The sequence below is a fragment of the Streptomyces sp. NBC_00096 genome (genome assembly GCF_045041305.1).
In the GTDB taxonomy this organism is placed as follows: Bacteria; Actinomycetota; Actinomycetes; order Streptomycetales; family Streptomycetaceae; genus Streptomyces.
Genome location: NZ_CP108221.1, coordinates 2318664 through 2345251, shown reverse-complemented (window position 1 = coordinate 2345251; position 26588 = coordinate 2318664). Strand labels below are relative to the sequence as shown.

General features: G+C 71.0%; 26 protein-coding genes. 18 read left to right on the top strand and 8 right to left on the bottom strand.

Annotated features, from left to right (window positions below; all coding sequences use genetic code 11):
• Positions 1-18 precede the first annotated feature (18 nt).
• From cpaB to OG904_RS09920, 13 genes are all read left to right on the top strand, one after another.
• Complete coding sequence (gene cpaB / locus OG904_RS09980) at positions 19-720, top strand: Flp pilus assembly protein CpaB (RefSeq protein WP_405489467.1); 702 nt, start codon at positions 19-21, stop codon at positions 718-720.
• Positions 721-727: 7 nt separating this feature from the next.
• On the top strand, positions 728-2035 hold the full coding sequence (locus tag OG904_RS09975; protein WP_405489465.1) for a CpaE family protein: 1308 nt from the start codon (positions 728-730) through the stop codon (positions 2033-2035).
• Positions 2036-2038: 3 nt separating this feature from the next.
• Positions 2039-2413 carry a TadE/TadG family type IV pilus assembly protein gene (locus OG904_RS09970; RefSeq protein ID WP_405489463.1) on the top strand — a complete coding sequence of 125 codons (375 nt, stop codon included), beginning with the start codon at positions 2039-2041 and terminating at the stop codon, positions 2411-2413.
• Between the two features lies 1 nt (position 2414).
• Entirely contained in the window at positions 2415-2795 is a 381-nt protein-coding gene (locus tag OG904_RS09965; RefSeq protein ID WP_405489461.1) for a TadE/TadG family type IV pilus assembly protein, read from the top strand.
• A 2-nt stretch (positions 2796-2797) separates the two neighbouring features.
• Positions 2798-4144 (top strand): CpaF family protein, encoded by a 1347-nt coding sequence (locus OG904_RS09960; protein WP_405489459.1) that lies wholly within the window; start codon positions 2798-2800, stop codon positions 4142-4144.
• The gene (locus tag OG904_RS09955) at positions 4141-5079 is read left to right on the top strand and encodes a type II secretion system F family protein (protein WP_405489457.1); all 939 of its coding nucleotides are present in this window, start codon (positions 4141-4143) and stop codon (positions 5077-5079) included. The genes OG904_RS09960 and OG904_RS09955 overlap by 4 nt, the downstream gene beginning before the upstream one ends.
• 13 nt (positions 5080-5092) lie before the next feature.
• Entirely contained in the window at positions 5093-5983 is an 891-nt protein-coding gene (locus tag OG904_RS09950; protein ID WP_405497908.1) for a DUF5936 domain-containing protein, read from the top strand.
• A gap of 3 nt (positions 5984-5986) precedes the next feature.
• On the top strand, positions 5987-7219 hold the full coding sequence (locus OG904_RS09945) for a sensor histidine kinase (protein ID WP_405489455.1): 1233 nt from the start codon (positions 5987-5989) through the stop codon (positions 7217-7219).
• Positions 7216-7905: a response regulator gene (locus OG904_RS09940; RefSeq protein WP_405489453.1), complete on the top strand. Its 690-nt coding sequence runs from the start codon at positions 7216-7218 to the stop codon at positions 7903-7905. Before OG904_RS09945 ends, OG904_RS09940 begins: the two co-directional genes overlap by 4 nt.
• 110 nt (positions 7906-8015) lie before the next feature.
• On the top strand, positions 8016-8216 hold the full coding sequence (locus OG904_RS09935; RefSeq protein WP_405489451.1) for a hypothetical protein: 201 nt from the start codon (positions 8016-8018) through the stop codon (positions 8214-8216).
• Complete coding sequence (locus OG904_RS09930) at positions 8216-8824, top strand: pilus assembly protein TadG-related protein (protein WP_405489449.1); 609 nt, start codon at positions 8216-8218, stop codon at positions 8822-8824. The genes OG904_RS09935 and OG904_RS09930 overlap by 1 nt, the downstream gene beginning before the upstream one ends.
• A gap of 30 nt (positions 8825-8854) precedes the next feature.
• Entirely contained in the window at positions 8855-9436 is a 582-nt protein-coding gene (locus tag OG904_RS09925) for a hypothetical protein (protein WP_405489447.1), read from the top strand.
• Between the two features lie 4 nt (positions 9437-9440).
• A complete protein-coding gene (locus OG904_RS09920; RefSeq protein ID WP_405489445.1) occupies positions 9441-10079 on the top strand; it encodes an OmpA family protein in 639 nt (212 codons plus the stop codon).
• Between the two features lie 60 nt (positions 10080-10139).
• Here the strand turns inward: OG904_RS09920 and OG904_RS09915 are convergent, their stop codons facing one another.
• The 3 genes from OG904_RS09915 to OG904_RS09905 are packed head-to-tail and all read right to left on the bottom strand — an operon-like array spanning position 10140 to position 12636.
• Positions 10140-11528, bottom strand: coding sequence for a serine/threonine-protein kinase (locus OG904_RS09915; protein ID WP_405489443.1), 1389 nt, complete (start codon positions 11526-11528; stop codon positions 10140-10142).
• A gap of 48 nt (positions 11529-11576) precedes the next feature.
• A complete protein-coding gene (locus OG904_RS09910) occupies positions 11577-11774 on the bottom strand; it encodes a hypothetical protein (protein ID WP_405489441.1) in 198 nt (65 codons plus the stop codon).
• 10 nt (positions 11775-11784) lie between these two features.
• Positions 11785-12636, bottom strand: a complete 852-nt coding sequence (locus OG904_RS09905; protein ID WP_405489439.1) for a helix-turn-helix domain-containing protein — start codon at positions 12634-12636, stop codon at positions 11785-11787.
• Positions 12637-12886: 250 nt separating this feature from the next.
• On the opposite strand from OG904_RS09905, the gene OG904_RS09900 reads away from it, so the two are divergent.
• Both OG904_RS09900 and OG904_RS09895 read left to right on the top strand, forming a co-directional pair.
• The gene (locus OG904_RS09900) at positions 12887-13405 is read left to right on the top strand and encodes an ATP-binding protein (RefSeq protein ID WP_405489437.1); all 519 of its coding nucleotides are present in this window, start codon (positions 12887-12889) and stop codon (positions 13403-13405) included.
• Between the two features lie 111 nt (positions 13406-13516).
• Complete coding sequence (locus OG904_RS09895) at positions 13517-14632, top strand: glycerol dehydrogenase (RefSeq protein ID WP_405489435.1); 1116 nt, start codon at positions 13517-13519, stop codon at positions 14630-14632.
• On the opposite strand, the gene OG904_RS09890 is transcribed toward OG904_RS09895, so the two are convergent.
• The 3 genes from OG904_RS09890 to OG904_RS09880 all read right to left on the bottom strand — a co-directional run bounded on the left by OG904_RS09890 (position 14580) and on the right by OG904_RS09880 (position 18013).
• Complete coding sequence (locus tag OG904_RS09890; protein WP_405489433.1) at positions 14580-15542, bottom strand: MerR family transcriptional regulator; 963 nt, start codon at positions 15540-15542, stop codon at positions 14580-14582. The genes OG904_RS09895 and OG904_RS09890 overlap by 53 nt on opposite strands.
• Positions 15543-15700: 158 nt before the next feature.
• Positions 15701-17260, bottom strand: a complete 1560-nt coding sequence (locus tag OG904_RS09885) for an SH3 domain-containing protein (protein ID WP_405489431.1) — start codon at positions 17258-17260, stop codon at positions 15701-15703.
• Positions 17261-17416: 156 nt separating this feature from the next.
• On the bottom strand, positions 17417-18013 hold the full coding sequence (locus tag OG904_RS09880; protein ID WP_405489429.1) for a TetR/AcrR family transcriptional regulator: 597 nt from the start codon (positions 18011-18013) through the stop codon (positions 17417-17419).
• Positions 18014-18149: 136 nt separating this feature from the next.
• On the opposite strand from OG904_RS09880, the gene OG904_RS09875 reads away from it, so the two are divergent.
• A complete protein-coding gene (locus OG904_RS09875) occupies positions 18150-18572 on the top strand; it encodes a nuclear transport factor 2 family protein (RefSeq protein WP_405489427.1) in 423 nt (140 codons plus the stop codon).
• 257 nt (positions 18573-18829) lie between these two features.
• On the top strand, positions 18830-22882 hold the full coding sequence (locus tag OG904_RS09870) for an FG-GAP-like repeat-containing protein (RefSeq protein ID WP_405489425.1): 4053 nt from the start codon (positions 18830-18832) through the stop codon (positions 22880-22882).
• A 142-nt stretch (positions 22883-23024) separates the two neighbouring features.
• Here OG904_RS09870 and OG904_RS09865 read toward each other — a convergent pair whose 3' ends face one another.
• Both OG904_RS09865 and OG904_RS09860 read right to left on the bottom strand, forming a co-directional pair.
• Positions 23025-24023: an SGNH/GDSL hydrolase family protein gene (locus tag OG904_RS09865; protein ID WP_405489423.1), complete on the bottom strand. Its 999-nt coding sequence runs from the start codon at positions 24021-24023 to the stop codon at positions 23025-23027.
• A gap of 178 nt (positions 24024-24201) precedes the next feature.
• Positions 24202-24834 carry a TetR/AcrR family transcriptional regulator gene (locus OG904_RS09860; RefSeq protein ID WP_405489421.1) on the bottom strand — a complete coding sequence of 211 codons (633 nt, stop codon included), beginning with the start codon at positions 24832-24834 and terminating at the stop codon, positions 24202-24204.
• A 132-nt stretch (positions 24835-24966) separates the two neighbouring features.
• Between OG904_RS09860 and OG904_RS09855 the strand changes: the two genes are divergently transcribed.
• A complete protein-coding gene (locus OG904_RS09855) occupies positions 24967-26535 on the top strand; it encodes an MDR family MFS transporter (protein ID WP_405497906.1) in 1569 nt (522 codons plus the stop codon).
• The last annotated feature ends 53 nt before the right edge of the window (positions 26536-26588 follow it).

Below are 26588 nucleotides of genomic sequence, written 5' to 3'. Positions count from 1 at the left end.
CGGCGAGGTAAGACGGCCATGAACTCACGCCAGCGTCGCGGCGTCATCCTGCTGGTCCTGTCGGTCCTGTGCGCACTCGCCGCCTTCGGCGGAGTCCTCGTGGTGATCGGCGACGTGAACTCCAAGGTCGGGGCCGAGGTCGTCGCCTACCGGGTGAAGAGCGACATAGCCCCGTACAGCACGCTGACGGCGGGCCAGTTCGAGCAGGTCACGGTCCCCAAGCGATGGCTGTCGGACAGTGCCGTCACCGACCTCGGCGCGCTCCGGGACAAGATGGCGCTCACCGCCCTGAAGAAGGGCTCGCTGCTCCAGAGCGACATGTTCGTCGACAAGCCGAAGCTGCAGGCCGGCGAGCAGGAGATCGCCATCATGATCGACGCCTCGACGGGCGTGGCGGGCAAGATCACCCCCGGCGCCAAGGTCAACATCATCGGCACCTACAAGGGCAAGAAGCAGACCGACCCCGACCTGTCCGTGGTCATGGTGGCCAACGCCCGCGTCATCAACGTCGGCAAGCTCACCCCCCTCGAGAAGGACAGCGACAAGAAGAACGCCACCGAGGCCGTCCCGATCACCTTCGCCCTGACCACCAAGGACACCCAGCGCGTCGCCTACGCCGAGTCCTTCGCGGTCCACGTGCGCCTGGCACTGGTGGCCCCCGGCACCGAATCGACGCCCAACCCGAACGACCACTTCTACACCCTCGAAGGGGACAGGTGAGGTGCGGATGACCACCCGAATCCTCCCCGCGGTCGGCGACCCGGAAGCCGCCCGCGTCATCGCCACCCTCCTCAGCCAGCTCCCGGGCGCCGAGCCGGCCGCGCCGGTCCCCGACTCCACGTTCCTCCTCGACATGCTGGGCCGGCTCGCCACCGAGTCGATCGACGAACTGCCCGAAGTGGTCCTCGTACACGAGCGGATCGGTCCGCTCCCCGCCCTGGAACTCATCCGCGAGGTCGCCCTGCGCTTCCCCGCGGTCGGCGTCGTCCTCGTCACCTCCGACGCGAGCCCCGCGCTCTTCTCCGCCGCCATGGACTCCGGTGCGCGCGGCCTGATCGGCCTCCCCCTCGCCTACGAGGAACTCGCCGCACGCGTCCAGGCCGCCGCCCAGTGGTCCGTGGGCGTACGCCGCCACCTGGGCCGGAGCCCGGACCTGCCGAGCGGCCCGGGCGGCCGGGTGGTCACGGTCACCGGGGCCAAGGGCGGGGTCGGCGCCACCTTCACGGCCGTGCAGTTCGCCCTGGCCGCCGCCGCCGCGGGCCGGCGTACCGCCCTGGTCGACATGGACCTCCAGGCGGGCGACGTCGGCTCCTACCTCGACGTGCAGTTCCGCCGCTCCATCGCCGACCTCGCCGGCATCCAGGACATCTCGCCGCGCGTCCTGCAGGACGCGGTCTACGACGACCGCACGGGCCTGGCCCTGCTCCTCGCCCCGGCCGACGGCGAACGGGGCGAGGAGGTCGACGACCGCGCCGCCCGGCACGTGATCGCCGCCCTGCGCGCCCGCTACGAACTCGTCGTCATCGACTGCGGCACCCAGATGACCGGCGCCAACGCGGCGGCGGTGGAAACGGCGGACGTGGCGGTCCTGGTCACCACCCCGGACGTGGTCGCGGTCCGGGCGGCCAAGCGGATGGTCCGGATGTGGGAACGGCTCCAGGTCAGGAAGGCGGAGGACACGGCGATGGTCGTCAACCGCTGGACCAAGCACACCGAGATCCAGCCCTCGCTGATCGAGAAGATCACGAAGACCCGGGCGGTACGGACCCCCGTGCCGGCCGCCTTCAAGGAACTCCAGGCGGTCGTGGACGCGGGCCGGGTCCAGGACCTGGACAACCGCTCGACGGTGAAACAGGCGCTGTGGGCGGTGGCGGGGGAACTCGGCCTGCTGACGCCCCTCGACGCGGAGCCCGCACCCGCTGACGGGCAAGCGGGCGCCGCCCTGGCCGTACGGGGCTCCGGCCCGGTGGCCCGGCTGCGCGGCGGCGACCGCGGCGCCCTCGGCCCGTGGCTGCGCCGCGGCCGGGAGGGCTGAGCGGTGCCGGGGCGGAGATCCGTACGGGGTGCGGGCCGGGACCGGGGCCAGGTGGCCATCGAGTTCGTCGGCATGCTGCCGTTCATCCTGCTGATCGTGGCGGCGGTGTGGGAGTGCGTGCTGATCGGCTACGCCTTCTCCCTGGCCGGGAACGCGGCGGACGAGGCGGCCCGGGCCGGGGCGGTGCACGGCGACGGGGCCTGCGCGGCGGCGGCCGGTGACCACATCGGGGCCGCGTGGGGCATGGACGTGTCCTGCGGGCTGTCCGGCAACGTCTACAAGGCCAAGGTCCGGCTGACGGTTCCCGTGCTCGTCCCCGGGCTCAACACCAACCTCCGCATCGCGGGCGATGGCGGCGCGGCGAAGGAGAAGGAGTGACATGACCCGACTTCGCGACCGGAAGTGGCGCTCCGACCGGGGCCAGGTGGCCCTGGAGTACATCGGGTTCCTGCCGGTCCTGCTGCTGATCGCGCTGTGCGGCATCCAGCTGGGCTGGTCCGCGTACGTGGTGCAGCAGGCCGAGACCGCCGCCCGTACGGCCGCGCGCGCGGAGGCGCGCGAGCCCGGAGCGGGGGTGGCGGCCGGCCGGCAGTCGATCCGGTCGAACCTTGCCGCACGTGCGGTCATCGACGTCGACCCGTCGCCCGACACGGTCGTGGTGACGGTGACCCTCCCGATCAACTCGATCGTTCCCGGAGTCGCCCCCCACACGGTCAGGCGGACCGCCGTCATGCCCAACGACGACCCGAAGGGACCCTGACCATGAGCCTGCGTTCCCGGGTCAACACCCCCGACGACCGCCACAACCCGCGCGAGGACGGCCGGCTGGTCTCCTCGTACCGCGCCAAGCTGCTCGAGGAGATCGACCTCGCGGAGATGTCCGCGCTGGCGCCCGCCGAGCGCCGGGCGCGCCTGGAGCGGGTGCTCGGCCACATCATCAGCCGCGAGGGCCCGGTCCTCTCCACCGCCGAGCGCTCCCAGCTGATCCGCCGCGTCGTCGACGAGGCGCTCGGCCTCGGCGTGCTCGAACCGCTCCTCGAAGACCCCACCATCTCCGAGATCATGGTCAACGGGCCCGACCAGATCTTCGTGGAACGCTCCGGCCGCGTGGAGCAGCTCCCGCTCCGCTTCGCCTCCCACGACCAGCTCATGCAGACCATCGAGCGCATCGTCTCCACCGTCAACCGCCGGGTGGACGAGGCCAATCCGATGGTCGACGCCCGGCTGCCCAGCGGCGAGCGCGTCAACGTCATCATCCCGCCGCTGTCCCTGACCGGCGCCACCCTCACGATCCGCCGCTTCCCGCGGGCCTTCACCCTGCACGAGATGATCGGCCTGGGCTCCCTGGACGAGCAGATGCTCCTCCTGCTGTCCGGACTGGTGGCGGCCAAGATGAACGTGATCGTGTCCGGCGCCACCGGCACCGGCAAGACCACCCTCCTCAACGCCCTCTCCGGCCTGATCCCCGAGGGCGAGCGGATCATCACCATCGAGGACTCCGCCGAACTCCAGCTCCAGCAGGCGCACGTCATCCGCCTCGAATCCCGCCCGGCCAACGTGGAGGGCAAGGGCCAGATCACCATCCGCGACCTGGTCCGCAACTCCCTGCGCATGCGCCCCGACCGCATCATCGTCGGCGAGGTCCGCGGCGGCGAGACGCTCGACATGCTCCAGGCGATGTCCACGGGTCACGACGGCTCCCTCGCCACCGTCCACGCCAACAGCTCCGCCGACGCCCTGATGCGCCTGCAGACGCTCGCCTCGATGTCCGAGGTGGAGGTCCCCTTCGAGGCCCTCCAGGACCAGATCAACAGCGCCGTCAACATCGTCGTCCAGCTCACCCGCTTCGGCGACGGCTCGCGCCGCATCACCGAGATCTCCATCCTCGACTCGCACGGCCGCGAGCCCTTCCGGATCACCACGGTCTGCCGCTTCGCGGCCCAGCCGATGGGACCGGACGGCCGCGTCCACGGCCGCTTCGAGTACTACCCGCTGCCGCGCTGGATCGCGGACCGCCTCTACATGAACAACCAGCCGATCCCGCAGGCCTTCGGAGTCGCGCCGGTGGACGATCCCCTGACCGCCCGCATCACCCGGACCGCCCTGTGAACCCACTGATCCTCCTCACCCTCGGCGCCACGCTGCTGGCCTGCGTGCTCGTGATCCTGGGCATCCACGCCTACGCCGCGGGCCGCGCCCAGCGTGCCGCGCTCATCGAACGCCTCTCGGCCACCGGCCTCCCGGAACCCCTGGGCCGCAGGCGCCGCTTCCGGGGCGTGGACCGGCGCCTGCGCCGGACCAGGCTGGGCCGCGGCATCGAGCGCAAGCTCGCGGTGACCGGCCTGGACCTGACCGCCGGGGAGTTCTTCGTCTACATGGTGGCCGCGGTCGCCGGGATCTGGCTGGTCTCGGCCTCCTTCCTGGCCCCGTTCTTCGGCCCGGTGGCCGGCCTGATCGGCCTGTGGGCGGCCAACGCCTTCCTCAACTGGCAGCGGGCGCGCCGCACCGAACGGTTCATCAACCAGCTCCCGGACCTGGCCCGGATCCTCGCCAACGCCACCCAGGCCGGCCTGGCCCTGCGCACGGCCATCGGCATGGCGGCCGAGGAGCTGGAGGCACCCGCGGGCGAGGAGCTGGCGCGGGTGGCCGACCGGCTCGCCGTGGGGCACTCCATCGAGGAGGCCCTGGGGGAGATCGCGGAACGCCTGCCCTCCCGGGAACTGGTCGTCCTGGTCTCCACCCTCGTCCTGTCCGCCCGCGCGGGCGGCGCGATCGTGGGCAGCCTGCGCAACCTGACGGTGACGCTGGAGCAGCGCAAGGAGACCCGCCGGGAGATCCGCACCCAGCTGTCCCAGGTGACGGCGACGGCCTACCTGGTGCCAGTGCTGGGGATCGGCTCGCTGCTCCTGGTGGACGCCATGATGCCGGGCGCGCTGGACCGCATGACGGGATCCGTCATCGGGCAGACGGCCGTCCTGGTCGCGCTGGGGCTCTTCGCGCTCGGCTTCCTCTTCATCCGCCGCCTGTCCAAGATCGACGTATGAGGAGGCCGGCATGATCGCCCTGCTCCTGGCCCTGGCCGGGGCCCTGTCGGTCTTCGGCGCGTTCCACGGCATCCGCCTCTACCGCGCCGACGCCAAACTCCCGACCGACCTGGTCCTGGCCCTGGAAGTCGGTGCCACCCGCACCACGGCCGTCGGCTCGCTCATCGACCGCGCCGGAATCCGCTACGCGCCGCTGATACTGCGCCTGATGGGCCCGGACCGGGTGGCGCGCAAACGCCGCCAGATCGACACGGCCGGCAACCCCTCCGGCCTGACCATCGACCGCTACGCCGCGCGCCGCGCGGTCTACGCCTTCCTCGGCGGCCTGGGCGCCTTCGCGATGCTGCTCAACGGCCAGCTGATCCTCTCGCTGGTCATGGTCGCCTTCGGCCTGTTCTGGATCGAGGTGGGCCTCTGGTCGGCCATCCGGATCCGCCGCGACCACATCGAGCGGACCCTGCCGGACTTCCTGGACGTGCTCGCGGTGGTGGTGAGCGCCGGGCTCGGCTTCCGGCCGGCCCTGGAGCGGGTGGCGGACAAGTACGAGGGCCCGTGGTCCGACGAGATCCGGATCACCCTGCAGCAGATGACCATGGGCGTCAGCCGCCGCCAGGCCTTCGACGAGCTGCGCAGGCGCAACGATTCCGAACAGGTGGCGCAGTTCGTCACCGCCCTGCAGCAGGGCGAGGAGCTGGGCTCCCCGATCGTGGACACGCTGATCGCCATCGCCGAGGACATGCGGCGCACGGACGCCCAGAACGCCCGCCGCCGGGCCGCCAAAGCCGTCCCCAAAGCGACCTTCGCCGTCACGATGTTCATGCTGCCCGGCACGATGATCCTGCTGATCGGCGGCTTCGTGTACGGCGCGAACGTCGACTTCGGCGCGCTGTTCGGGGGCAGGTGAGCCATGACCGCCTCGCTGGACGTCACGGCGTTCGCCGCCGCGCGGGACCGGCCGTCCGCGCGCTCCGCCGCGCCTCCGCCGCTCGCCCTCCAGGTCAACGCCCTGCAGGCGCTGTGCCGCCAGGTCTTCGCGTTCCGCCTCGTCACGATCGCCCTGGGGACGCCGGTGGTGCTGAGCCGGACACCGCCCGGGGGGCCGACGTACCTGGCGGGCGGCGCGATCCTGCTCACCTTCATGCTGTCGTACGCCCTGTTCCGCGACTGGGAGCGCTTCGGCCCGCTGCTGCTGCGCCACCGCTGGCTCCTGGCGGTGGACTGGGCCCTGAGCGGGCTGCTGCTGGTCACCGCCACCCCCGGATCCCCGCTCCTCCTCGCCACGGTGTGCACCCCGTTGCTGGCCGGGCTGGTCTACGGCTGGCGCGGCTCGGCGGTCTACGCGGGCGTACAGGCGTCGGTCGTGGCCCTGGTGGCCGAGGGGCTGATGCTGTCGCTGCTCTGCGTCCTGGCGGGGGCGGCGGGGGCCTGCCTGCGCGACCTGCTGTTCCGCTTCGGGACGGCCGGCCAGGCCCTGCTGGAGACCCGGGCCAGGCTGGCGGTGGCCGAGGCGGTCCGAGCCGAACGGGAACACCTGGCCCGCGAGATGCACGACTCCGTCTCGAAGACCCTGCACGGCCTGGCCCTCGCAGCCGACTCCCTGACCCGCACCAACGACCCGGCCGCCCTCCGCCGCCAGGCCGACCTGGTGGCCGGGGCGGCCCGCCGCGCGGTGGCGGAGTCCCGGGAGGTACTGGCGGACCTGCGCCGGGACCTGGACGCGCCGGGCGTCTCCCTGGCCTGCGAACTCCGCACCCGGATCGCCCCCGCTGCCGCCGAACTCCACGTGACCGGCGCCCTCCCCGTGGTGCCCTCCCCGGTGGCCCGCCACCTCCTGGCGGTGGCGGCCGAGGCGGTGGAGAACGCCCGCCGCCACGCCGGCGCGGCCCGGATCACGGTGGAGGCGGCCGTGGACACCGCCGATCTGGTGCTCCTGGTCGAGGACGACGGCCGGGGCCTCCCGGAGGGCGCCGACCTCGCGACCCTGCACGGCGCGGGCCGCTTCGGCCTGGTCGGCATGACGGAACGCGCGGCCGCGATCGGCGCCCGCATCCACATCGGAGCCCGCCCCGGCGGGAAGCCGGGCACCCAGGTCCGGCTGGCCCTTCCCCTGGCGGCCCTCACCGCGGGGAGGGGCGTGTGACGACCCCGCTGCGCGTCCTGATCGCCGACGACAACCCGGTCGTACGGGCCGGCCTGTCGGCCCTCCTGGCCACGGCCGGGGACATCGAGGTGACCGCGGAGGCGGCGGACGGCCGGGAGGCGCTCCACCTCACGCGGCTGCACGCCCCCGACGTGATCCTGCTGGACGTCCGGATGCCGGGCGTGGACGGCATCTCCGCCCTGCCCCACCTCGTACGGCTCGCACCGGTGCTGATGCTGACGTACAGCCAGGAGTCGGAGGTCGTTCGGGAGGCACTGCTGCTGGGCGCCGGTGGCTACCTGGTGCACGGCGAATTCACGCCGGATCACCTCGTGGCGGCCGTCCGTGACGTGCGCGCCGGCCGGGCGCATCTCAGCCCGACGGCGGCGAGCGCGGTACTCGCGGAACTCCGGGCCTCTTCGCATCCGCAACGAACTGTGGGACAGTCTTCGGAGCGTCCGCCCAACCACGCTGCGTTCGGGCTGAGTTCACGTGAGGAGGAGATCATGGATCTCATCGCTTCCGGCATGAACAACCAGCAGATCGCAGCCACTTGCTTCATCAGTGAAAAGACGGTCAAGAACCACATCAACCGGATCTTCGCGAAGCTTCAGATCGCTACGCGTAGCGAGGCGATAGCGCGTTGGCTGGGAACCGCCCGTCCGGGGGTGGCTGGCCATGGGTAGACAGAGTGCGCAGTGGGTCCGTAAATGGGTCCCGGGACCCTTTGCAACTGCTGGTGTCTGGCCGTACCGTCCGCGAATCGACATCGGCGCCAGGTCTGGAGAGGACTCCCATGCAGAACCTCAAGCTGCTCAAGGCGATCGTCGAACGGAAGAACCGGATGCGGCGGGGTGCGGACGAGGGGCAGACGGTCTTCGAATATCTGGGGATCATCGTGATCATCGCGCTGATCATTGCGGCGATCATCGGGTCCGGGCTCGCGGCTGCCATCGCGGGCGCGATCACACAGCAGTTGGCGAACATCACCAACTGATGCGCGTGGCGGGATCGCGCGATAGGGGGCAGGTCTTCCCCTTCTACATCGCGATGGTGGCCTGCCTGCTCTTCGCCGCGTTGGCCTTCGTCACCGTCGGGATGGCGGGGGCCACGCGCAGCGATGCGCAGGGTGCCGCCGATGCGGCGGCGCTCGCGGCCGCCCGGGAGGTCAGGGACAACGTGTTCGTGGACATGGACTTCCTGACCCTCACACCGGACCTTTGGGAAGAGATCCTCAGGGGCGATCGCTTCGATGCCAAGGGGGCATGCGCAGAGGCGAGGGGGTTCGCCCTGTCGAACGAGGCCACCGCGACATGTGACTTCGACATCCCGGAGTTCACCGTCACCGTGACAACCGACCGCACGGTCGGGGAGTCGGTCATCCCGGGGACCGAGTCGATGCGTGGTCATGCCACGGCGACCGCTTTGATCGAACCGCGCTGCTTCCTGAAGCCCGTGCCCGCCCCTGAACCCGGCGGCGGCACGGTGCCGGAGCCTGTCGGTATCGAGTGCAAGGGTGGCACGGTGGTCACGGTGGATCCGTCGAACCCGGGCTCGTTGTCCCAGCTGGCGAGGAAACTCTTCAGCGTGCGACTGACCGACTGACAACGAACGAGAGACAAGGAAGCGGCGTACATGAGCATTCGGCAGAAGGTGAAGGTCCGCGGGGGAGCGGCCGTTGCGGTTGCGGCGGTCTTGGCCCTTGTACTGACCGGGTGCGGCGGAGGCGAGAAGAAGGCGAAGGAACCGCAGCAGCCGGCCGCGACCACGCCCAAGGCGCCGGGGAGTGCTCCCCAGAATCCCGCACCCTCCGAGGCCAAGAGCGAGGTGATCGCCAAGACACAAGGCCCGGCAGGCATCGTGCTGGAGATCAACTCGGCTGCGCGTGACCAGGACGGGTACGTCACTGTCAGCGGCCAGATAAAGAACACCGGTTCCACGGCCTTCGGGCAGACCGCTCCCTGGCGCGGTGACGAGAAGACTGCCAGCCCCGCGTCGGTCGCGGGAGCCACCCTCGTCGACAACGCAGGCAAGAAGCGCTACTACGTGCTGCGGGACACCGAAGGTCGGTGCGCATGCTCGACCGGAATCATCATCATCAAGGCTGGGGAGACTGTGCCCTTCTTCGCGCAGTTCCCGGCCCCACCTGCCACCACGACCGAGGTCGTGTTTGGTCTGCCGACCTTCACCGCGGCCACCATCAAAATCTCCGGGTGACCCCATGACCAAACGCCATCGCACCACCGCTGCCACGGCCGTCGCCGGTCTCGTCATCGCCGGCGCCCACTTCATCGGCGCGACCAGCGCCCACGCGGACGACGTCACGCCGTCCGTGCCCCCCGGGACGGAACCCTCCGCCTCGGCGCCCATGCCCGTCAAGGACGGCTCCCCGGGGCTGAAGCTCCCCCAGGGTGGCACGCTCGCACCGCCCAAGGTCCTGGACATGGTCGAGGTGGTCGAGGACATCGGGGGTGAGCAGCGACGTCAGGAGACGAACCAGACCGTCATGATGGCGCTGCAGTCCGAGGTGATGTTCCCCGAGGACAGTGCCGTCTTCAACGCGCAGGCCGCCGCCCGGATACAAGCCATCGGGCAGGAGATCAACACCCAGAAGGCCACCCACGTACGCGTCTTCGGGTTCACCGACGACCAGGGCAGCTACGAGCACGGCAAGGAGCTCTCCAAGAAGCGCGCCGATGCCGTGCAGGCGGAGCTGGCGAAGACCGTGACCAACCCCAGTGTCGTCTTCGACGTCCGCGGCTACAGCGAGGACTACCCGATCGCCGACAACGGCACCGAAGAGGGCCGCAAGAAGAACCGCCGCGTCGAGATCACCTTCCCGCGCGGCGCGGGCCAGTAGCGGGATCGACGGCCCCGGCCCTGGCGGGCGACCGCCGCGGCCGGGGTCCATCCGGCCGGTTCAGCGGAGCAGGTCGGAGCGCTGGGCCCAGAGGCAGATGCTGCTGTGCTCGGACTCGCAGGTGTCGGCGTAGGCCTCGCCCGCGGTCTGGAGGGTGTTGAGCAGGCCCGCCACGTTGAGCAGCAGCGCCGCCCAGACGAGGCCCTTGTTCAGCGGGAGCCGTACGTTCCACAGCCGGTGGACGGGTAGGGACAGGGCGACGGAGGCCAGGGACCAACCGGCGACCCAGACGATCGGCCACGGATCCGAGTCGAGGGCCAGGAACATGGACACGTACCAGGCCAGGACCGGTGTTGCGAACACGACCCCGATCCGCAGGCTCCGTGCCCGCCGCCACCGCGCCATGCGGGGCGCCGGTGCCGTACGCCGGGCCGGGAGGGACACCGCGCGTGCCCTGACGCGGGACCCGGCCCGGGACACGGAGGCCAGCGCGGCGGCGGCGCTCTTCCGGTAGGGCGGGAGACGCCGCCACGGTGAGCGCGTGTCCGGCTGCGACCGGAGCAGCTTCGTGGAGCCGGACCTTCCCTTCCAGCCGTCCGCGGGACGGAGCGCGACGCGCATCTCCCGCGCGTTCTGGTACCGGTCCGCACGCGGTTTGGCCAGTGCCCGGTCGAGCACGGCCTCCAGCCCGGGCAGGCCGGGCAGACCCGCCTCGGCGAGGGTCGGCGGGCGTTCGTGCAGGTGGTGGTGGCCGACGACCAGCCGATTCGCCGCGGCGAAGGGCCGGCGGCCGGTCAGCATTTCGAACAGCAGGAGCCCCACGGCGTAGAGGTCGGACCGGCCGTCGATGTCGGGCCGTCCAGCGACCTGTTCCGGAGACATGTACTCGGGCGTACCGATGGTGAATCCGGTCCCGGTCAGGGCCGTGCCCTCCGAGGCCAAGGACCGGGCGATCCCGAAGTCGGCGACCTTCGCCGTGCCGTTGGCGGTCAGCAGGATGTTGGCCGGTTTGATGTCCCGGTGCACCACGCCGCGCTCGTGGCTGGCCGTCAGCGCGTCCAGTACCTGGTCCGCGATGCGCACCGCCTCCGCGACCGGCAGGGTGCGGCGGCTGCGGATCCGCTGGTCGAGCGACTGGCCGTTGACGAGTTCCATCACGATGTACGGCACGGGAGGTCCGTCCGGCCGGGGTTCCAGGCCCGAGTGATGGACGGTGACGACGTGCGGATGAGTGAAACCCGCCATGGCCGTCGCCTCGCGCCGGAACCGCTCGACGGTCGCGCCGTCCGAGCCGGGTCCCGGCAGCAAGGTCTTGATGGCGACCTCCCGTTGCAGCTGGGTGTCCCAGCCCTTCAGGACCTGCGCCATTCCGCCACTGCCGAGCAGCCCGTCGACACGGAACAGCCCTCCGGCCAGGAAATCGCCGGGTACGAACATCAACTCCCCCATGAAGTTGATGATGTGACGGCCCCTACCGGTACGCAAGTCCCGGTTCGGTCAGCCGTCCAGCAGGTGGTCGGCCTTGCCCGCCTTGATGTCCCGGATCAGTTGCCGCAGGGCCTCGCGGGTGTCCGTGAGGTACGCGTCCTCCTGGCCGGAGCGGGCGATGTAGCTGTTGCCGTACCCGTCCACCCCGATCCGGTAGCAGTTGTTCCCCTCGCCGCAGAAGGCGTCTTCCCAGCTGATGTCGGCCATCGATGGCTCCTCAGAGTTGGCGGGCGACCGCGTGGATGAAATCGCGGGACGCGTCGGCGGACAGTGCGTGTTCGTCCATCCACTGGATGTGGGACCGGTACTTCGCGAGCTGTGGCCCGGTGTGCGTGAACTCCGGCCCGTGCGCCGAGTCGAGCTGTACGGTGTCGAGCTGGCTCACGACCCCCTCGGCGTAGAGCATCGCGTGGCCGGCCCCCGGAAACGCCCCCTTCTCGACGGTCAGCACGCGCAGCGTGAGGTTGTCCCGCTCCGAGACCGCGCAGAGGTGCTCCAGCTGCTCCCGCGTGGCCCGGCGTCCGCCGAACTGCATCCGCAGCGCGGCTTCGTGCACGTACGCCCGGTACGGGCGGGCGTCGGCGCCCTCCAGCACCTGCTGCCGGTTCAGGCGGTGCGCCACGCGCAGCTCGACCTCGGACGCGGGCAGCGCGGGGAGCACCGAACCGAACACGGCCCGGGCGTAGGCGCTCTGATGGAGCAGCCCCGGCAGGTGGACGGTCTGCACGGAGCAGAGGCGGGTCGCGTGCCACTCCAGTTCGGAGATGTCGAGCAGTCCGGGCGGGATCGCACCGCGGTACGCCTCCCACCAGCCGCGCTCCCGCGGCTGGGCCAGCGCGGCCAGCTTGTCGACGTACCTCCCGTCGGTCATGCCGCAGTGCGCCGCAAGCGTGCGCAGGCGATCCTCGCTGACCGCCCGAAGTCCCTGCTCGATCGCGGACAGTTGGGAGCGGCTGACGTTCAGCACGTTGGCGGCCGACGGGGCGGTGACATCTGCCGCGACGCGCATCCTGCGCAACTCCGCGCCCACGCGCCGCTGGCGCTCCGTTGGGGAGGTCCTGGCTGTCATGCCTGCAGTCTGCCGGTTCGCGAGGACCGTTGACGGTGGCGGGGCAATTCCTCTGGGTGGGGGCGCAATTGTGCCCGAGGTCCGCTACATTCGGTAATGCACCGCTCACGCAAGGGAGTTGGAAGTGCATCGCCGCAGCATGCCTCGGGCCTCGGCGACGAGCCACTGCCCCCGCCGCGCGTGAGCCCCCCGTGCGCGTCGAACTAAGCCGAAGTCACGTCATCGTCCGCGTCACGCCAGGGAGTCCGCCATGCCCAACCCCTTCACGCCGCCCGCCCCCGGCCGCTTCGAAGGCTGTCCGCCCTCGCCGGACTCGCCCGACGCCGGTGAGACCCCGTCCCCCGACGGGCTGGCGTGCAGCCTGACCGTGCCGGGGGAGCCGTACAGCGCCCAGATCGCGCGCAGCACCGTACGGTCCGTCCTGCACGCCCACCGGCTCGACCCCGTCGCACCCGCCGCCGTGCAGGTCGCCGGGGAACTCATCGCCACCGCCTGGTACTTGGACCCGGGGCGCAGCCTGTACCTCTCCCTCCGCCACCGCGAGGCCTCGCTGCGCCTCACCGTCTACGACGGGCACGCCTTCCACTCCCACCCCGGCCTGGCCGCCCACTGCGAGGCCCGCCGCCGGGCCGCGCTGCGGGTGATGGCCGCCGTGGTGCGGGAGTGCGGCGGGGCCTGGGGCTTCGGGGAGTCGCGCGAACCGGGCGGCGGGACACGGACCTGGGCGAGCCTGCCGGTGGCGGGGGCCGCCGGGTACCTCGCCGCCTGACCCGGCCCGGGGGCGAGGCCGACGGCGGCTGATTCCAGCGGTGTTGGAGAGTGCCCGGAAGGCGTGTGCGCGAGACTGCCGGACGCAACCACCCGATAGCGGAGGGGTCTCATGCTCAGCGTCTTCTCGTCCCCCGGACAGTACGTCCAGGGCCGCAACGCCACCGCCTCCCTGGGGTCGGAGATGGCCCGGCTGGGCCTCGCCCCGCCGGTGCTGATCGTCGCCTCCCCGAGCGCGGAACGCCTGCTCCGCGATACCTGGAAGGAGACCTTCGAGGCCTCCGGGACCGAGTACGCGGTCCACCCGTTCGGCGGAGAGTGCAGCCGGGCCGAGATAGCCCGGATCGCCGGGGCGGCCACGGCCCGCGGCAGCGCCGTCATCGTCGGTGCGGGCGGCGGCAAGGCCCTCGACGCCGCGCGGGCGGCCGCGGACGACCTGGGTCTGCCGATGGTCAGCTGCCCGACCGCGGCCTCGAACGACGCTCCGTGCAGCGCCCTCTCGGTCCTCTACGCGGAAGGGGGCGGGTTCGAGGCCTACCAGCTGGTGCGGCGGAACCCGGCGCTGGTCCTGGTGGACAGCAGCGTCGTCGTCCAGGCCCCGGCGCGCCTCTTCTCCGCGGGCATGGGCGACGCTCTCGCGACCTGGTTCGAGGCCCGCACCTGTACGGCCGGCCGGGTCCGCAACATGCGCGGCGGCGCGTCGACCATCGCGGCCGCGGCGCTCGCGGAACTCTGCCACCGCACGCTCCTCGCGGACGGCCCGGACGCCCTGGAGGCGGTCCGGCAGCACACGGTGACCCCCGCCGTGGAACGCCTCATCGAGGCGAACACCCTGCTGTCCGGCCTCGGCTTCGAATCCTCCGGCCTGGCCGCCGCCCACGCCGTCCACAACGGACTCACCGCCGCCCCGCAGACGTACCCGTACCTGCACGGCGAGAAGGTGGCCTTCGGGGTGCTCACCCAACTCGTCCTGGAGGGCGCGCCGAGCGGGGAGATCTCCGAGGTGCTCGGCTTCTGCACCGCGGTGGGCCTGCCGGTCACCCTCGCCGGACTGGGCCTCGCCGACGCCGGGCGCGCCGCCGTCGAGCAGATCGCGGTACGCGCCACGGCAGAGGGCGAAACCATCCACAACGAGCCGTTCGCCGTCGACGCCGGGATGGTGGCCGACGCGATCGTCACGGCGGACGCCCTCGGCCGGAGACGGCAGGAGGCGGAGGGCCGGGCCTGAGGGAGCCGGGCCTGGGGGAGCCGCGCCTGAAGGAGCCGGGTCGCGCCCTACTCCGCGCCCGGACGGCCGTTCGCCTCGAAGTAGTCGGCCATCGTGAGGTCCAGGTAGCGTTCCATGGCCCGGGTCTGGCCCGGGTCTGGGCCGGGGACGGCTGGACGGTCGTGGCGCCCATGGCCTGCGCGGCGAGCATGAGCCCCCGCTCGTCGGCCTCGCTGACGTCCGGCTCCGACGGCCGCACTCCGGCCGCTTCCTCCGCGGCCTCCACCGCCGCGCAGTGCGCCGCCATCTCCCGGGCCCACTGCTCGACGCGGGGGTCACCGACGGCCGCACCGGTCAGCTCTTCGTACCGCGCGCTCAGCCGCAGGGCCTCCGCCTTGAGGTCCGGCCGGCCGTCCAGGAAGGCGTCGGCCCGCACGCTGTCGAGCAGGATTCCGTGGCCGTGGGTCGCCTCCAGCAGGAGCATGAACCCCTGCTCCTCCCTGCTGGGGGCGTCCAGCCCGGCCGCCTTGTGGGCGGCGGCCACCTCGGGGGCGAACAGCCCCGTGGCGCTGCCGAACTCGCGCAGCCGGGCCACCGCCTCCCGCTGCCCGCGCAGCTGCTCCTCCTTGGCGGCCAGGATGCGGTCCAGCTCCGCCAGGAGGGTCTGGATCCGCCGGTCGTCACTGGCCTCCGCGGCCTCCGAGGCCTCGCGTACGGCCTCCAGGCTCAGCCCGGCCGCGGCCATCCGCCGGACCCACAGCAGCCGGGTGATCTCTTCCAGGCGGTAGGCCCGGTTGCCCGCGCCGTCCCTGCCGGGCTCGGGCACCAGACCGATCTGGTGGTAGTGGCGGATGGTCCGGGGTGTGAGGGAGGTCAGCTCGGAGACCTCGCCGATCGACAGGGGGCTGTTGCGGAACCTCTTCGCGTCCATGAGGTACATATCAGCGCATTCCGCTACGTCACCTGCAAGCCGGACCCGATCCGGCGGCCGGGCCGGGCGCGCAAACGGCTTCGGTGCGCGCCGGGGCTCGGGGGCCTCGACGCGCACCGAAGGTCAGGGGTGGCGCTGCGTCAGCAGAAGGAGCTGCGTCAGCAGGTGGGGATGCGGTTCAGGTTCTCGGCGTAGCGGGCGGCGATCCAGCCGCGGCCGTCGGCGAGCTTGTACCAGAGGGAGTTGCCCTCGATCTCCGTGCCGTTGGTCTTGCACATCACCTGGACCTCGGTGCCGTGCTTGATCGTGGCGGTCTTGCCGTACTGGGTGCCGGGGCCGGTGCGGACGGACAGCTTGTCGCTGACCACGCGGGCGGCCGGCTTCTGGTCCTTGCCGTGGTCCTTGCCGTGGTCCTTGCCATGGTCCTTGCCATGGTCCTTGTCGTGGTCCTTGCCGTGCTCCTGCCCGCACTTGCACTTGCCGGGCTTGCCCTGCTCGCCCTTCTCACCCTTGGGGCCCTGGTCGCCCTTCGGGCCGGCCGGTCCGACCGGTCCGCGCTCGCCCTGCTTGCCCTGCTCGCCCTGGGGGCCCTTGTCGCCCTTCGGTCCGCTGTCGCCCTTGGGCCCGTGGTCGCCCTGCGGGCCGGCCGGGCCGGTGTTGCCCCGGTCGCCCTTGTCACCCTTGTCGCCCTTGGGTCCGCCGGCCGGGCCGCGGTCGCCCTGCGGGCCCTGGGGGCCGGCCGGTCCGCTCGATCCCGTCGCTCCCGACGGTCCGGTGTTGCCGGTGTCGCCCTTGTCGCCCTTGTCGCCCTTCGGGCCGCGCTCCCCGGTGTCGCCCTTCGGGCCGCCCGCCGGGCCCGCGTCGCCCTTCGGACCGCGTTCTCCGGTGTCGCCCTTCGGGCCCTGGGGGCCGCCGGACGGTCCCTGGTCGCCCTTCGGGCCGGCCGGGCCGGTGTCGCCCTTCGGTCCCTGCGGGCCCTGGTGGCCCTGCGGACCCTCGGTCCCGTGCTCGCCCTTCTCGCCGCGTTCCCCCTTCTCGCCGCGCTCTCCCCGGTCGCCGTGCTCCCCCTGCGGCCCCTGCTCGCCCTTCTCGCCCTGCTCGCCGCGTTCCCCCTGGTCGCCCTTGTCGCCCTTGGGTCCGGGGCGGCCCGGCTTGCCGTGGTGGCCGGGCTTGCCTTCGTGGCCCGGCTCTCCGTCGTGCCCGTCGTGGCCGTCGTCGCCCTTGGGTCCCGTCACCGGGGTGGACACCGCGTAGAGGCCGGGCGAGTCGTCGTTCCCCGCCGCCCACTCGCCGCCGTCGAGCGTCGTGCCTTCGGGGGCGTCCTCGTCCACCCGTACGAGTACGCCCAGGCGGGTGTCGCTCTCCGCCGGGAAGGCGAAGCCCGCCCGGGTCCCGGCGTCGCAGGTCAGCTGGCGGGCGTCGCCCGAGCGGGTGCAGGGTGCTCCGGCGCGGTCGCCGTTCCAGTAGAAGCGGGCCTCGGGGAAGGTCGTCCGTTCCGGCGCGATGATCCGGAAGCTGCTGCTGAGCGCCGGATCGCCACCGGTCTCCGCCACGATCACCACGCGGCCGGTCTTGCCCGCGGCGATCGAGGGGACGTACGGCTGGGTGAACCGGATGTGCGGCGAGTCGGCGGCGAGGGCCGGGGCGACCGGCAGCAGGCAGGTCGCGGTGACGGCCGCGACGACCAGGGCGGCCGACGTGCAGCGGGAAGCAGACAAGGGTGTTTCCTCCGCGAGGAAAAGGCGACGGAACCGGTACGCGACCGCCGAATGCGGTCCACCGGTGGACAAATGGCCCGACACCAGTTAAAAGCTGATCATGCGACCCGGGTGTGTACGACGCGTTACGGGTCACTCGGCAGCCGCGTGAATCACTTACCGGCTCGTCGTGTCCGCCTCGCGGACCAGGACGGACGCCGCCTCGCGCGCCCGCACCGCCGCGCCCGGGCCCGGCTCCAGGGCCGCCACCACGGTCGCGCCCTCGACCAGCAGCAGCAACTGCTCCGCCAGGCCCTCCCGGCCCGGCCCGGCGATCCCGGCCAGCAGTGCCCGCAGCTCCGCCTTGTGGCGGCGTACGACGTCCAGCACTCCGGCGGGACCCGCGCCCAGCTCCCCGTACGCGTTCAGGAAGGCGCAGCCGCGGAAGTCCGGCTCCGAGAACCACCGCGCGAGCCAGTCGAAGACGGCCCCGACCTGGTCGGCGCTCCCCGTGGCGGTGGTCCCCGTGGCCGCGCTCCCCGCGACCGCGCTCCGCAGGCTGGTCATCCAGCGCTGGTCGCGCCGCTCCAGGTAGGCGGTGACCAGGGATTCCTTGGCCGGGTAGAGGCGGTAGAGCCGCTTGAGCGGGACGCCCGACCTGGAGCGGATGCGGTCCATGCCGACGGCCTGGATGCCGTCGGCGTAGAAGAGCGCCTCCGCGGCGTCCAGCAGGCGCGTGCGGGCCTCTTCGTCGTTCATGGGGGCAGCGGACATGAGGGCAGCGTAGACCAGAATCGCTTGCGGTGAGAACGCTCGTTCTCTAGGCTTGGGGAAGTCGAGAACGATCGTTCTCACCCGCCACCCCCTTGTGCTTTCCCGCTTCCGCCGTCCAGTCGAGAGGTGTCCCGTCATGACCGCCACCGGTTCCGTGCGACCGCCCCTGCCGCCCTTCACCGAGGAGTCCGCCCGCGCCAAGGTCCAGGCCGCCGAGGACGCCTGGAACAGCCGCGACCCCGAACGCGTCGCCCTCGCCTACACCGAGGACTCCGCCTGGCGCAATCGCGACCGCTTCCTGAACGGCCGCGCGGAGATCCGCGCCTTCCTCGCCGACAAGTGGGAGCGCGAGCTGGAGTACCGGCTGCGCAAGGAACTGTGGGCGTACACCGGCAACCGCATCTCGGTGCGCTTCGAGTACGAGTGGCACGACGCGGGCGGCCAGTGGTGGCGCAGCCATGGCAACGAGCAGTGGGAGTTCGACGCCGACGGCCTCATGCGCCGCCGCGAGGCCAGCATCAACGACATCCCCATCGAGGGGGCGGACCGCCGTCTCTAGGGGGGAATCGCCGCCATTTGCCCGCACATTACCTGCATGGGTGGGTGGTGGGAATTGTGTGGGCAATTCGTTTCGTCGCCGGAGGGGATTGTTCGCCGGGGGTCACTCCGGAAGATCCATAGATGTCCGTTATCCGCAATTGGCCGTTGCTGATGAGCAGTTAGGGTCGGCTCAGCGAAAAATATCGGCCAACAAGGGTAACCAAAATGCTGAATACGAATACCCGCAGCGGCTGGAGACGTTCTCTCCGAAGAGTGGTGGCTCTTGCCGTCACGGTCGGCGTGGGGTCTGCCGTCACGCTCACCTCGCTCGAGTCCGCGACCGCGCTGGTCCGTCCGGCGGCCGTCACCGCGGTGGACGACGGCAGCGTCAGCCCGGAGGACAAGGCACTCCAGGAGGCGAAGGCCGCGAACAAGCCGGTGGAGCTGGTCTCCGCCCGTACCGAGGCCTCGGACACCTGGGTCCAGCCCGACGGCAAGTTCGTCGTCAAGAAGTACGGCACGCCCGTACGGGTGCTGCGCGACGGTGTGTGGGCGGACGCGGACCCGACGCTGGTCTTCGCCGCCGACGGTTCGGTGAAGCCCAAGGCCACCTCCGTGGTGGTCACCTTCTCCGGTGGCGGCACCGGACCGATCCTGAAGGGCGTCAAGGACGGCCGTACGCTGGCACTGTCCTGGCCGACCGCCCTGCCGAAGCCGACGCTCAACGGGAACGTGGCGACCTACGCCGAGGTCCTGCCCGGCGTCGACCTCCAGCTCAAGGCCGAGGTCGAGGGCTTCTCCCAGCTGGTGGTCGTCAAGTCGGCGCAGGCCGCCGCCAACCCCAAGCTCGCCACGCTCAACTACACGATGTCCACCGTCGGGGTCACGGTCGCCACCGACTCCGCGACCGGCGCGGTCACGGCTTCCAACCCGGCCGGGCAGACGGTGTTCACGAGCCCGTCCCCCGTCATGTGGGACTCCACCACGGCCGGCAGCGGGCAGTCGGCCCTCATGGCACCGAAGTCCTCCATGGTCGCGGCGGCCGCGGAGCCCCCGGCCCCCGGAAGCTCCTTCGATCAGCCGGCCGGTTCGAAGGAAGCGGTGATGCCGACCACCGTGAGCGGCAACACCCTCAAGATCACCCCGGACCAGGGGCTGCTGAAGGCGGCCGACACCGCCTACCCGGTCTTCATCGACCCGTCCTGGGCGTGGGGCATCCGCCACAACTGGACGCGGACCTCGAAGAGGTACCCGAACAACAACTACCTGAACGCCAATGAAGTGGCGCGGGTCGGCTACGAGAACGAGACCAACGGCCTCTCGCGGTCCTTCTTCGAACTGGACACCGCGAACCTCCGCGGAGCCAAGGTGATCAGCTCCACCTTCCGCATCAAGAACGTCTGGTCCTGGTCCTGCCAGGCCCGGAAGGTGAACCTCTACCAGACCACCGGCATCAGCAACAGGACCACCTGGAACAACCCGCCCAGCAACATCGGGTTCGTGGACGATGTCAACGAGTCCAAGGGCTGGTCCAGCGGCTGCGCCGCCGGCAACCTCGAATTCGACGTGACCGGCAACATCCGCGGCATCGCCGCCGCGGGCAAGGCCAGCGTCACGTACGGCCTGTACGCGGCCGACGAGAGCGACACCTTCGGCTGGAAGAAGTTCGACGCGAAGACCGCGGTCCTGGAGACCGTCTACAACAACCCGCCGGCCACGCCCACCAGCCTGGGGACCAACCCGAGGACGCACTGCGCCACCGGTGGCCTGATCGGTAACACCGCGATCAGCCTCTACGCGCTCGTCACCGACCCCAACGCCGGCAACCTCCTCGCCCAGTTCCAGGTCTACCGCGGCAGCACCCCGGTCGTGGACGAGTTGATCCCCGGCCTGCGGGACCGCATATCCACCCTCGCGGTCCCCGACGCGAAGCTGCCGAGCGGCGACTACACGTGGAGGGTGCGCGCCTACGACCAGAGCGAGTACTCCGACTGGAGTGCCACCTGCAAGTTCAGCGTCGACCGCGACCGGCCCTCGGAGAAGCCGGCCGTCACGTCCACCGCCTTCCCCAAGGGTGACAAGACCTGGCCCGCCAACAGCGGGCCCGCCCGCACGCCCGGCGCGTTCACCCTCTCCGCGAACGGCGTCAAGGACGTCACCTACTACAGCTACTTCACCGACTGGCAGCCGGACGTGCAGACCGCCAAGGTGGCACCCGGCGACCCGGTCACCATCCAGCTGACCCCGCCCGCCGTCGGTCCGCACTTCGTCCACGTCTTCAGCCAGGACCCGGCCGGCAACCGGTCGGACACCACGACCTATCCCTTCTACGCCGTGAAGTCGGCGAGCGGGCGTGACATCGCCAACGACCTCAACGGCGACGGGTTCCGGGACATCTGGAGCAAGGACACCTTCGGCTCGCTGGCCACGTACGCCGGTCACGGCGACGCCAAGTTCACCGCCACGAACGGCGGACTGAGCATCAACGCGGCCCGGTCCACCACCGCTTCGGGCGACTGGGGCACGGACGGCTACAACGACCTGCTCTCCCTCGAGCCCGACCCGGTGGACAAGACGGACAAGCTCTGGGTCTATCCCAACAACGGCCTCGGTCAGGCCCTGCTCTCCGGGCGCAAGCCGGTCAACGTCTACTGCCCCGTCCACGACGAGGAACTCGGCTGCATGGAGCCGGAGGGCAACGACCACTGGCAGGGAGCCTCCCAGATCCTCGACGCCGGTGACCTCAACCGCGACGGTGAGCCGGACCTGCTGGTCAAGCAGGGGAAGCGGCTGTGGGCGTACTTCGGCGACGGCCGGGGCTACCTCGACGCGGACCCGGGCGCCGTGCCCGTCCTGGTGGGCGGCGAGGACTGGGACCAGTTCACCGTCATCCTCCCCGGTGACGTCAACGGCGACGGCATCGCGGACATGTGGCTGCGCAACGAGGCCAACGGCGACGTCCTGCGCTCGTACGGCCTGAAGAGCCCCGACGCCGGCCGGACCGTCGACCTCGCCACCTGGGGCGGTACCTCCGCGACGCGCACCAAGCTCGTCGGCGGAGTGACCAAGGCCCTCTACCCCGCCGTCGGTTCGGTCGGGGACGTCTCCGGTGACGCCGTCGCCGACCTGTGGGCCCGCAAGGCCGACAACACCGTGTACGGCTGGAACGGCCAGGCCGTGGACGGCACCTTCAAGTTCTCCGCCCCCTACCAGATCGACGGCGTGACCGGCGCGCGGATCCTGCCGGGCACCACCCTGGCCTCCGGCCAGCAGTACACCAGCGGCAGCTCCAAGCTGCTGATGCAGACGGACGGCAACCTGGTCCTGCTCAACAAGGACAACAAGCCGATCTGGGCCACCAACACCGCGAACAACCCGGGCGCCGTCGCACGCATGCAGAGCAACGGCAGCTTCGCCGTCGTCTCGGCAGACGGTTCCAAGTCCCTGTGGAGCAGCCAGACCAAGGACGGCTCCTACGCCGTCCTGCACAGCCGGGGCGTCCTGGTCATCTACGACGCCACCGGCCAGGGCCAGTGGACGAGCGGCTCGCAGAGCCGGCCCGACTACAACGGCGACGGCTTCACCGACGTCCTGACCCGTGACGCCAACGGCGACATGTGGGTCTACCCGGGCACCGGCGGTACCGGCACCAGCACCCTCGGCGCCAGGTACTTCATCGGCAACGGCTGGTGGCGTGACTACTGGACGGACGCCTACACCACCGACCTGAACAACGACGGTTACACCGACATCGTCGGCCGCACCAAGCAGGGCGAGCTCTACCTCTACCTGGGAACCGGGAAGACCGGCACCAACACCGTCGCCAGCCCCGTCCTGATCGGCAACGGCTGGAACACCTACGACACGCTGGCCTTCGGCGACGTCAACGGTGACGGCCGCACCGACCTGGTGGGCCGGGACAGCGGGGGAGACCTGTGGGCCTACCCGCACAAGGGCGGCACGGGCATCCAGACCCTCGACAGCCGGGTCTTCCTCGGCAACGGCTGGTGGCCCGGCAGCTGGACCAACGTCCGCCTGGCCGACATCAACGGTGACTACAAGACCGACCTCATCGGGCGCACCGACAAGGGCGACCTGTACACCTTCGCCAACACCACGACGACCGGTGGCGCCATCACCTTCAACAGCCCGTCCCTCTACGGCACCGGCTGGTGGAACGGATCGTGGAACCCCTTCGTGACCGACCTCAACAGTGACGGCTCGCCTGAACAGGTGGGCGTGACCAGCAACGGGGAGCTCTTCGACTTCCTCTCCACCGGCCGCACGCTGATCGGCACCGGCTGGGGCCCCCTCGACGTCATCCTCTGACACCGGGACCGCCCGGTACGCGGGTGAGGCCCTTCCCGGGGCCTCACCCCTGCGGACCACCCCGCCCCCTCTCGGCCTCCTGGCCCGGAGGGGGCTCTTTCGTTCCCCCGTGCGCGTGCCCCGCCCCGCCCTGCCCCGCCGGTCAGCTTCTGGTCGCCCCCAGTCCGGTCAGGGCCTCGGTCACGAGGTCCGCCTGGTGGGTGGCGCCGCGGAGGTTCGGGTGCAGGACGGTGCACGCCTCGCCCCGCGCCGGGATGGACCGGCAGAGCTCGGAGGGCGGATCGCTCTGGTCGCCCGGGCCGGTCAGGCTGTCCTTGATCCCGTACATCCAGCGCCGCTCACCCGTCGCGCACACCCCGTGTCCGGTGCTGGAGGCGTACGTGTCCACGTACACCGCGCCACCGCGCCGTGCCTGCTCCCGCAGGAGGGCGTTGACCCGGCGCTCCATCGTGTCGAGCCAGGGCATGTCGCCCTTGGCGACCGTGCCGAGCTGGTGCCAGGAGCCCCAGCCGCAGCCCGCGGCCTCGTCCACGACGGCCGGGTATCCGACGACCGCGATCCCGGCGCGCGGGGCGCGCGTGCGGATCTCCTTCAGCAGGACCCCGAAGTCGGCCTCCAGCGCGGTGAACCGGGAATCGAGCCCGGAGGCGGCCTCGCCCCGTGTGTAGTGGTCGGTGCACGGGGTGCCCGTACCGAAGGAGGCCAGTCCCCGCTTCGCGCAGGTCTCGACGATCTCGGCGAACCCCACGGAGTTGCCGCCGGCGCCGACCGTGACGAGATCGGTGGCCGCGGAAACGGCCCTGACCTGAGCCGGTTTGACGGCCCAGCCGCCCGGAGGGGCCACGGACGGCGGCCCTTTGAGCTCGGACTGCGGACCCAGCAGCCCGGCCCGGATCTCCGCGGCGGAGCAGGTGACATCGGTGAGGTTCAACTTCAGCCGCCGCGCGGCCTGGTGCGGATAGTCCTGGTCGGAGCGGCCGCAGCCGTCGGCATTCCACGGGCGCACGAAGGAGCCGGCGCTGTACGAGTCCCCGAGGGCCACGTAGGAGAGCGGAGGAGCGGCCGAGGCCGGTGCCCGCGGCACGAGGACGGTGGCGAGGACGGCCGCCGCGGCGGCGGTGGTGAGGGCGAGACGCATCATGACGGTGCCTTCGGCTCGGGCGCCGCGGCCCTTCCGCAGCGCACATCACCAAAAGTAGCCGCTTTGACTACGGAGAGTAATGATCCCAGGTCCGGTTCGCTCCATCGAGTGAACAGGGCACTCGGGGCGGGGCCTAGGCCCGGGTCGGACCCGGGTCGGTCCGGGGTTTGATCCGGGGTCAGGCCAGGGCCACCGGCGCGCCGGGTTGCGCATGCGCCTGTGCCTGCTGGTGCTGGTGGGCCTGGGTGATCAGGTCCGTGGCGACTTCCAGGGCGGCCTGGCGGGTCTCCTCCGGGTCGCCCTCGACGTGCTGGAGGAACATCATTCCGGCGTGCAGGGTGAACAGGGCGCTCACGCACCGGACCTGGTCGGCCAGCGGGGCGTCCTCCTGGCCCGTGCGCAACAGCTCCACCAGGGCGAAGAGCCGCTTCTTCACCGTCTCGCCGATGCTCAACTCCCGCAGTGAGGCCTGGTTCTCCTGCATGAAGCGGTACAGCGAGGCGCCGCCGGCCATCGCCTCGCTGTAGCGGCGCAGGACCTCCCGCTTCATCTCCAGCGTGCGCGGCTGCTGCTCCGCCCACTTGATCAGCTCGTCGATGGGACGGGTCAGGTCCTCGAACAGGCTGATGATGATGTCTTCCTTGGTCTTGAAGTGGTAGTACAGCGCCGCCTTCGTGACCTCCAGTCGCTCCGCGATCTCGCGCAGCGACGTCTTCTCGTATCCCTGCTCGGCGAAGAGCTCCAGTGCGACGTCCTGGATGCGCTGGCGCGTGTTGCCACGGCGCGGCTGCTGCGGACTGCTGCTGGACATGACTCTCCCCACGTTACTTACTTGACGCCCGGCTAGTTGCGGGTCTACCTTCCCCATTGTAGTCAACTAGCCGGGCGGCAAGTAAGTGCCAGGACCGGTGCGCGTGCGCCAGGGGAGTGGAACATGGTGGAGATGACAAAGGAAGCGGACGCCTCGGAGGAGGTGAAGCCGCGCAGCGTACGGGTCGTCCTGATGGCCCTCATGATCGCGATGCTGCTGGCCATGCTCGACAACATGATCATCGGTACGGCGATGCCCACGATCGTCGGCGAGCTCGGCGGCCTGGAGCACCTTTCCTGGGTGGTCACGGCGTACACGCTGGCCACCGCCGCCTCCACCCCCATCTGGGGCAAGATCGGCGACATGTACGGGCGGAAGGGCTCCTTCCTCACCTCGATCGTCATCTTCCTGATCGGCTCGGCGCTCAGCGGCATGGCCCAGGACATGGGCCAGCTCATCGGGTTCCGCGCGATCCAGGGCCTCGGCGCCGGTGGCCTGATGGTCGGCGTCATGGCGATCATCGGCGACCTGATCCCGCCCCGTGAGCGCGGCAAGTACCAGGGCATGATGGCCGGCGTGATGGCCCTCGCCATGATCGGCGGACCGCTGGTCGGCGGCACCATCACCGACCACATGGGCTGGCGCTGGTCCTTCTACATCAACCTCCCGCTCGGCGTCGTGGCCCTGGCCATGGTCACCGCGGTGCTGCACCTCCCGAAGAAGAAGACGCAGGGCAAGATCGACTACCTCGGCGCGGCGCTGCTGACCGTGGCGATCACCTCCACCGTCCTCGTCACCACCTGGGGCGGCACGGAGTACGCCTGGGGCTCCACCGAGATCATCGGCCTGATCGCCGTCGGCATCGTCTCGATCGCCGGCTTCATCTACGCCGAGACCAAGGCCGCCGAGCCGGTCATGCCGCTGCACATCTTCCGCAGCCGCAACTTCACCCTCATGTCCGTGATCGGCTTCCTGGTCGGCTTCGCGATGTTCGGCGGCGTGCTCTACCTGCCGCTCTTCCAGCAGTCGGTCCAGGGCGCCTCGGCCACCAACTCCGGCCTGCTGCTCCTGCCGATGCTGCTCTCGATGATGGTCATCTCGCTGGTCGCGGGCCGGATCACCACCAACAGCGGCAAGTACAAGATGTTCCCGATCATCGGCGGCGGGCTCATGGTCGTCGGGCTCTTCCTGCTCGCCACCATGGACACGGACACCAGCCGCCTGATGTCCGGCGTGTACATGGCCGTCCTCGGTGCCGGCCTCGGCTTCCTGATGCAGATCACGATGCTGGTCGCGCAGAACAGCGTCGAGATGAAGGACATGGGCGTCGCGTCCTCCTCGGCGACCCTGTTCCGCACGCTCGGCGGCTCCTTCGGCGTGGCCCTGATGGGCTCCCTCTTCACCAGCCAGGTCACGAGCACCATGACCGACCGGCTCGGCCCCGCGGCCGCCGCCAAGGCCGGCTCGGCGCAGCTGGACGCGGCGAGCCTGGCGAAGCTCCCCGAGGTCGTCCGCGAGGCCTACCAGCACGCGGTCGCCGCCGGTACGCACTCGGCGTTCCTGCTCGGTGCGGGCATCGCGGTACTGGGCTTCGTGGCCGCCTGGTTCGTCAAGGAGGTGCCGCTGCGCGGAGCGGGGCCCTCCGGGGGTGGAGCGGGGAAGGAAGCTTCGGCTCCGGAGCCGGTCGTGGTCGCGCACTGACCCGGCGCGGGCAAGTCGCCCGCGCGCACGCAACTACGGGCCCGGCCCGGTGG

Coding starts and splice junctions, on each gene's coding strand:
- OG904_RS09855 (WP_405497906.1), top strand. CDS start 24,967: ATGACAAAGGAAGCGGACGCCTCGGAGGAGGTGAAGCCGCGCAGCGTA.
- OG904_RS09915 (WP_405489443.1), bottom strand. CDS start 11,528: ATGGGGGAGTTGATGTTCGTACCCGGCGATTTCCTGGCCGGAGGGCTG.
- OG904_RS09890 (WP_405489433.1), bottom strand. CDS start 15,542: ATGGACGCGAAGAGGTTCCGCAACAGCCCCCTGTCGATCGGCGAGGTC.
- OG904_RS09945 (WP_405489455.1), top strand. CDS start 5,987: ATGACCGCCTCGCTGGACGTCACGGCGTTCGCCGCCGCGCGGGACCGG.
- cpaB (WP_405489467.1), top strand. CDS start 19: ATGAACTCACGCCAGCGTCGCGGCGTCATCCTGCTGGTCCTGTCGGTC.
- OG904_RS09860 (WP_405489421.1), bottom strand. CDS start 24,834: ATGTCCAGCAGCAGTCCGCAGCAGCCGCGCCGTGGCAACACGCGCCAG.
- OG904_RS09905 (WP_405489439.1), bottom strand. CDS start 12,636: ATGACAGCCAGGACCTCCCCAACGGAGCGCCAGCGGCGCGTGGGCGCG.
- OG904_RS09965 (WP_405489461.1), top strand. CDS start 2,415: ATGACCCGACTTCGCGACCGGAAGTGGCGCTCCGACCGGGGCCAGGTG.
- OG904_RS09925 (WP_405489447.1), top strand. CDS start 8,855: ATGAGCATTCGGCAGAAGGTGAAGGTCCGCGGGGGAGCGGCCGTTGCG.
- OG904_RS09920 (WP_405489445.1), top strand. CDS start 9,441: ATGACCAAACGCCATCGCACCACCGCTGCCACGGCCGTCGCCGGTCTC.
- OG904_RS09895 (WP_405489435.1), top strand. CDS start 13,517: ATGCTCAGCGTCTTCTCGTCCCCCGGACAGTACGTCCAGGGCCGCAAC.
- OG904_RS09910 (WP_405489441.1), bottom strand. CDS start 11,774: ATGGCCGACATCAGCTGGGAAGACGCCTTCTGCGGCGAGGGGAACAAC.
- OG904_RS09930 (WP_405489449.1), top strand. CDS start 8,216: ATGCGCGTGGCGGGATCGCGCGATAGGGGGCAGGTCTTCCCCTTCTAC.
- OG904_RS09975 (WP_405489465.1), top strand. CDS start 728: ATGACCACCCGAATCCTCCCCGCGGTCGGCGACCCGGAAGCCGCCCGC.
- OG904_RS09960 (WP_405489459.1), top strand. CDS start 2,798: ATGAGCCTGCGTTCCCGGGTCAACACCCCCGACGACCGCCACAACCCG.
- OG904_RS09875 (WP_405489427.1), top strand. CDS start 18,150: ATGACCGCCACCGGTTCCGTGCGACCGCCCCTGCCGCCCTTCACCGAG.
- OG904_RS09935 (WP_405489451.1), top strand. CDS start 8,016: ATGCAGAACCTCAAGCTGCTCAAGGCGATCGTCGAACGGAAGAACCGG.
- OG904_RS09880 (WP_405489429.1), bottom strand. CDS start 18,013: ATGTCCGCTGCCCCCATGAACGACGAAGAGGCCCGCACGCGCCTGCTG.
- OG904_RS09900 (WP_405489437.1), top strand. CDS start 12,887: ATGCCCAACCCCTTCACGCCGCCCGCCCCCGGCCGCTTCGAAGGCTGT.
- OG904_RS09865 (WP_405489423.1), bottom strand. CDS start 24,023: ATGATGCGTCTCGCCCTCACCACCGCCGCCGCGGCGGCCGTCCTCGCC.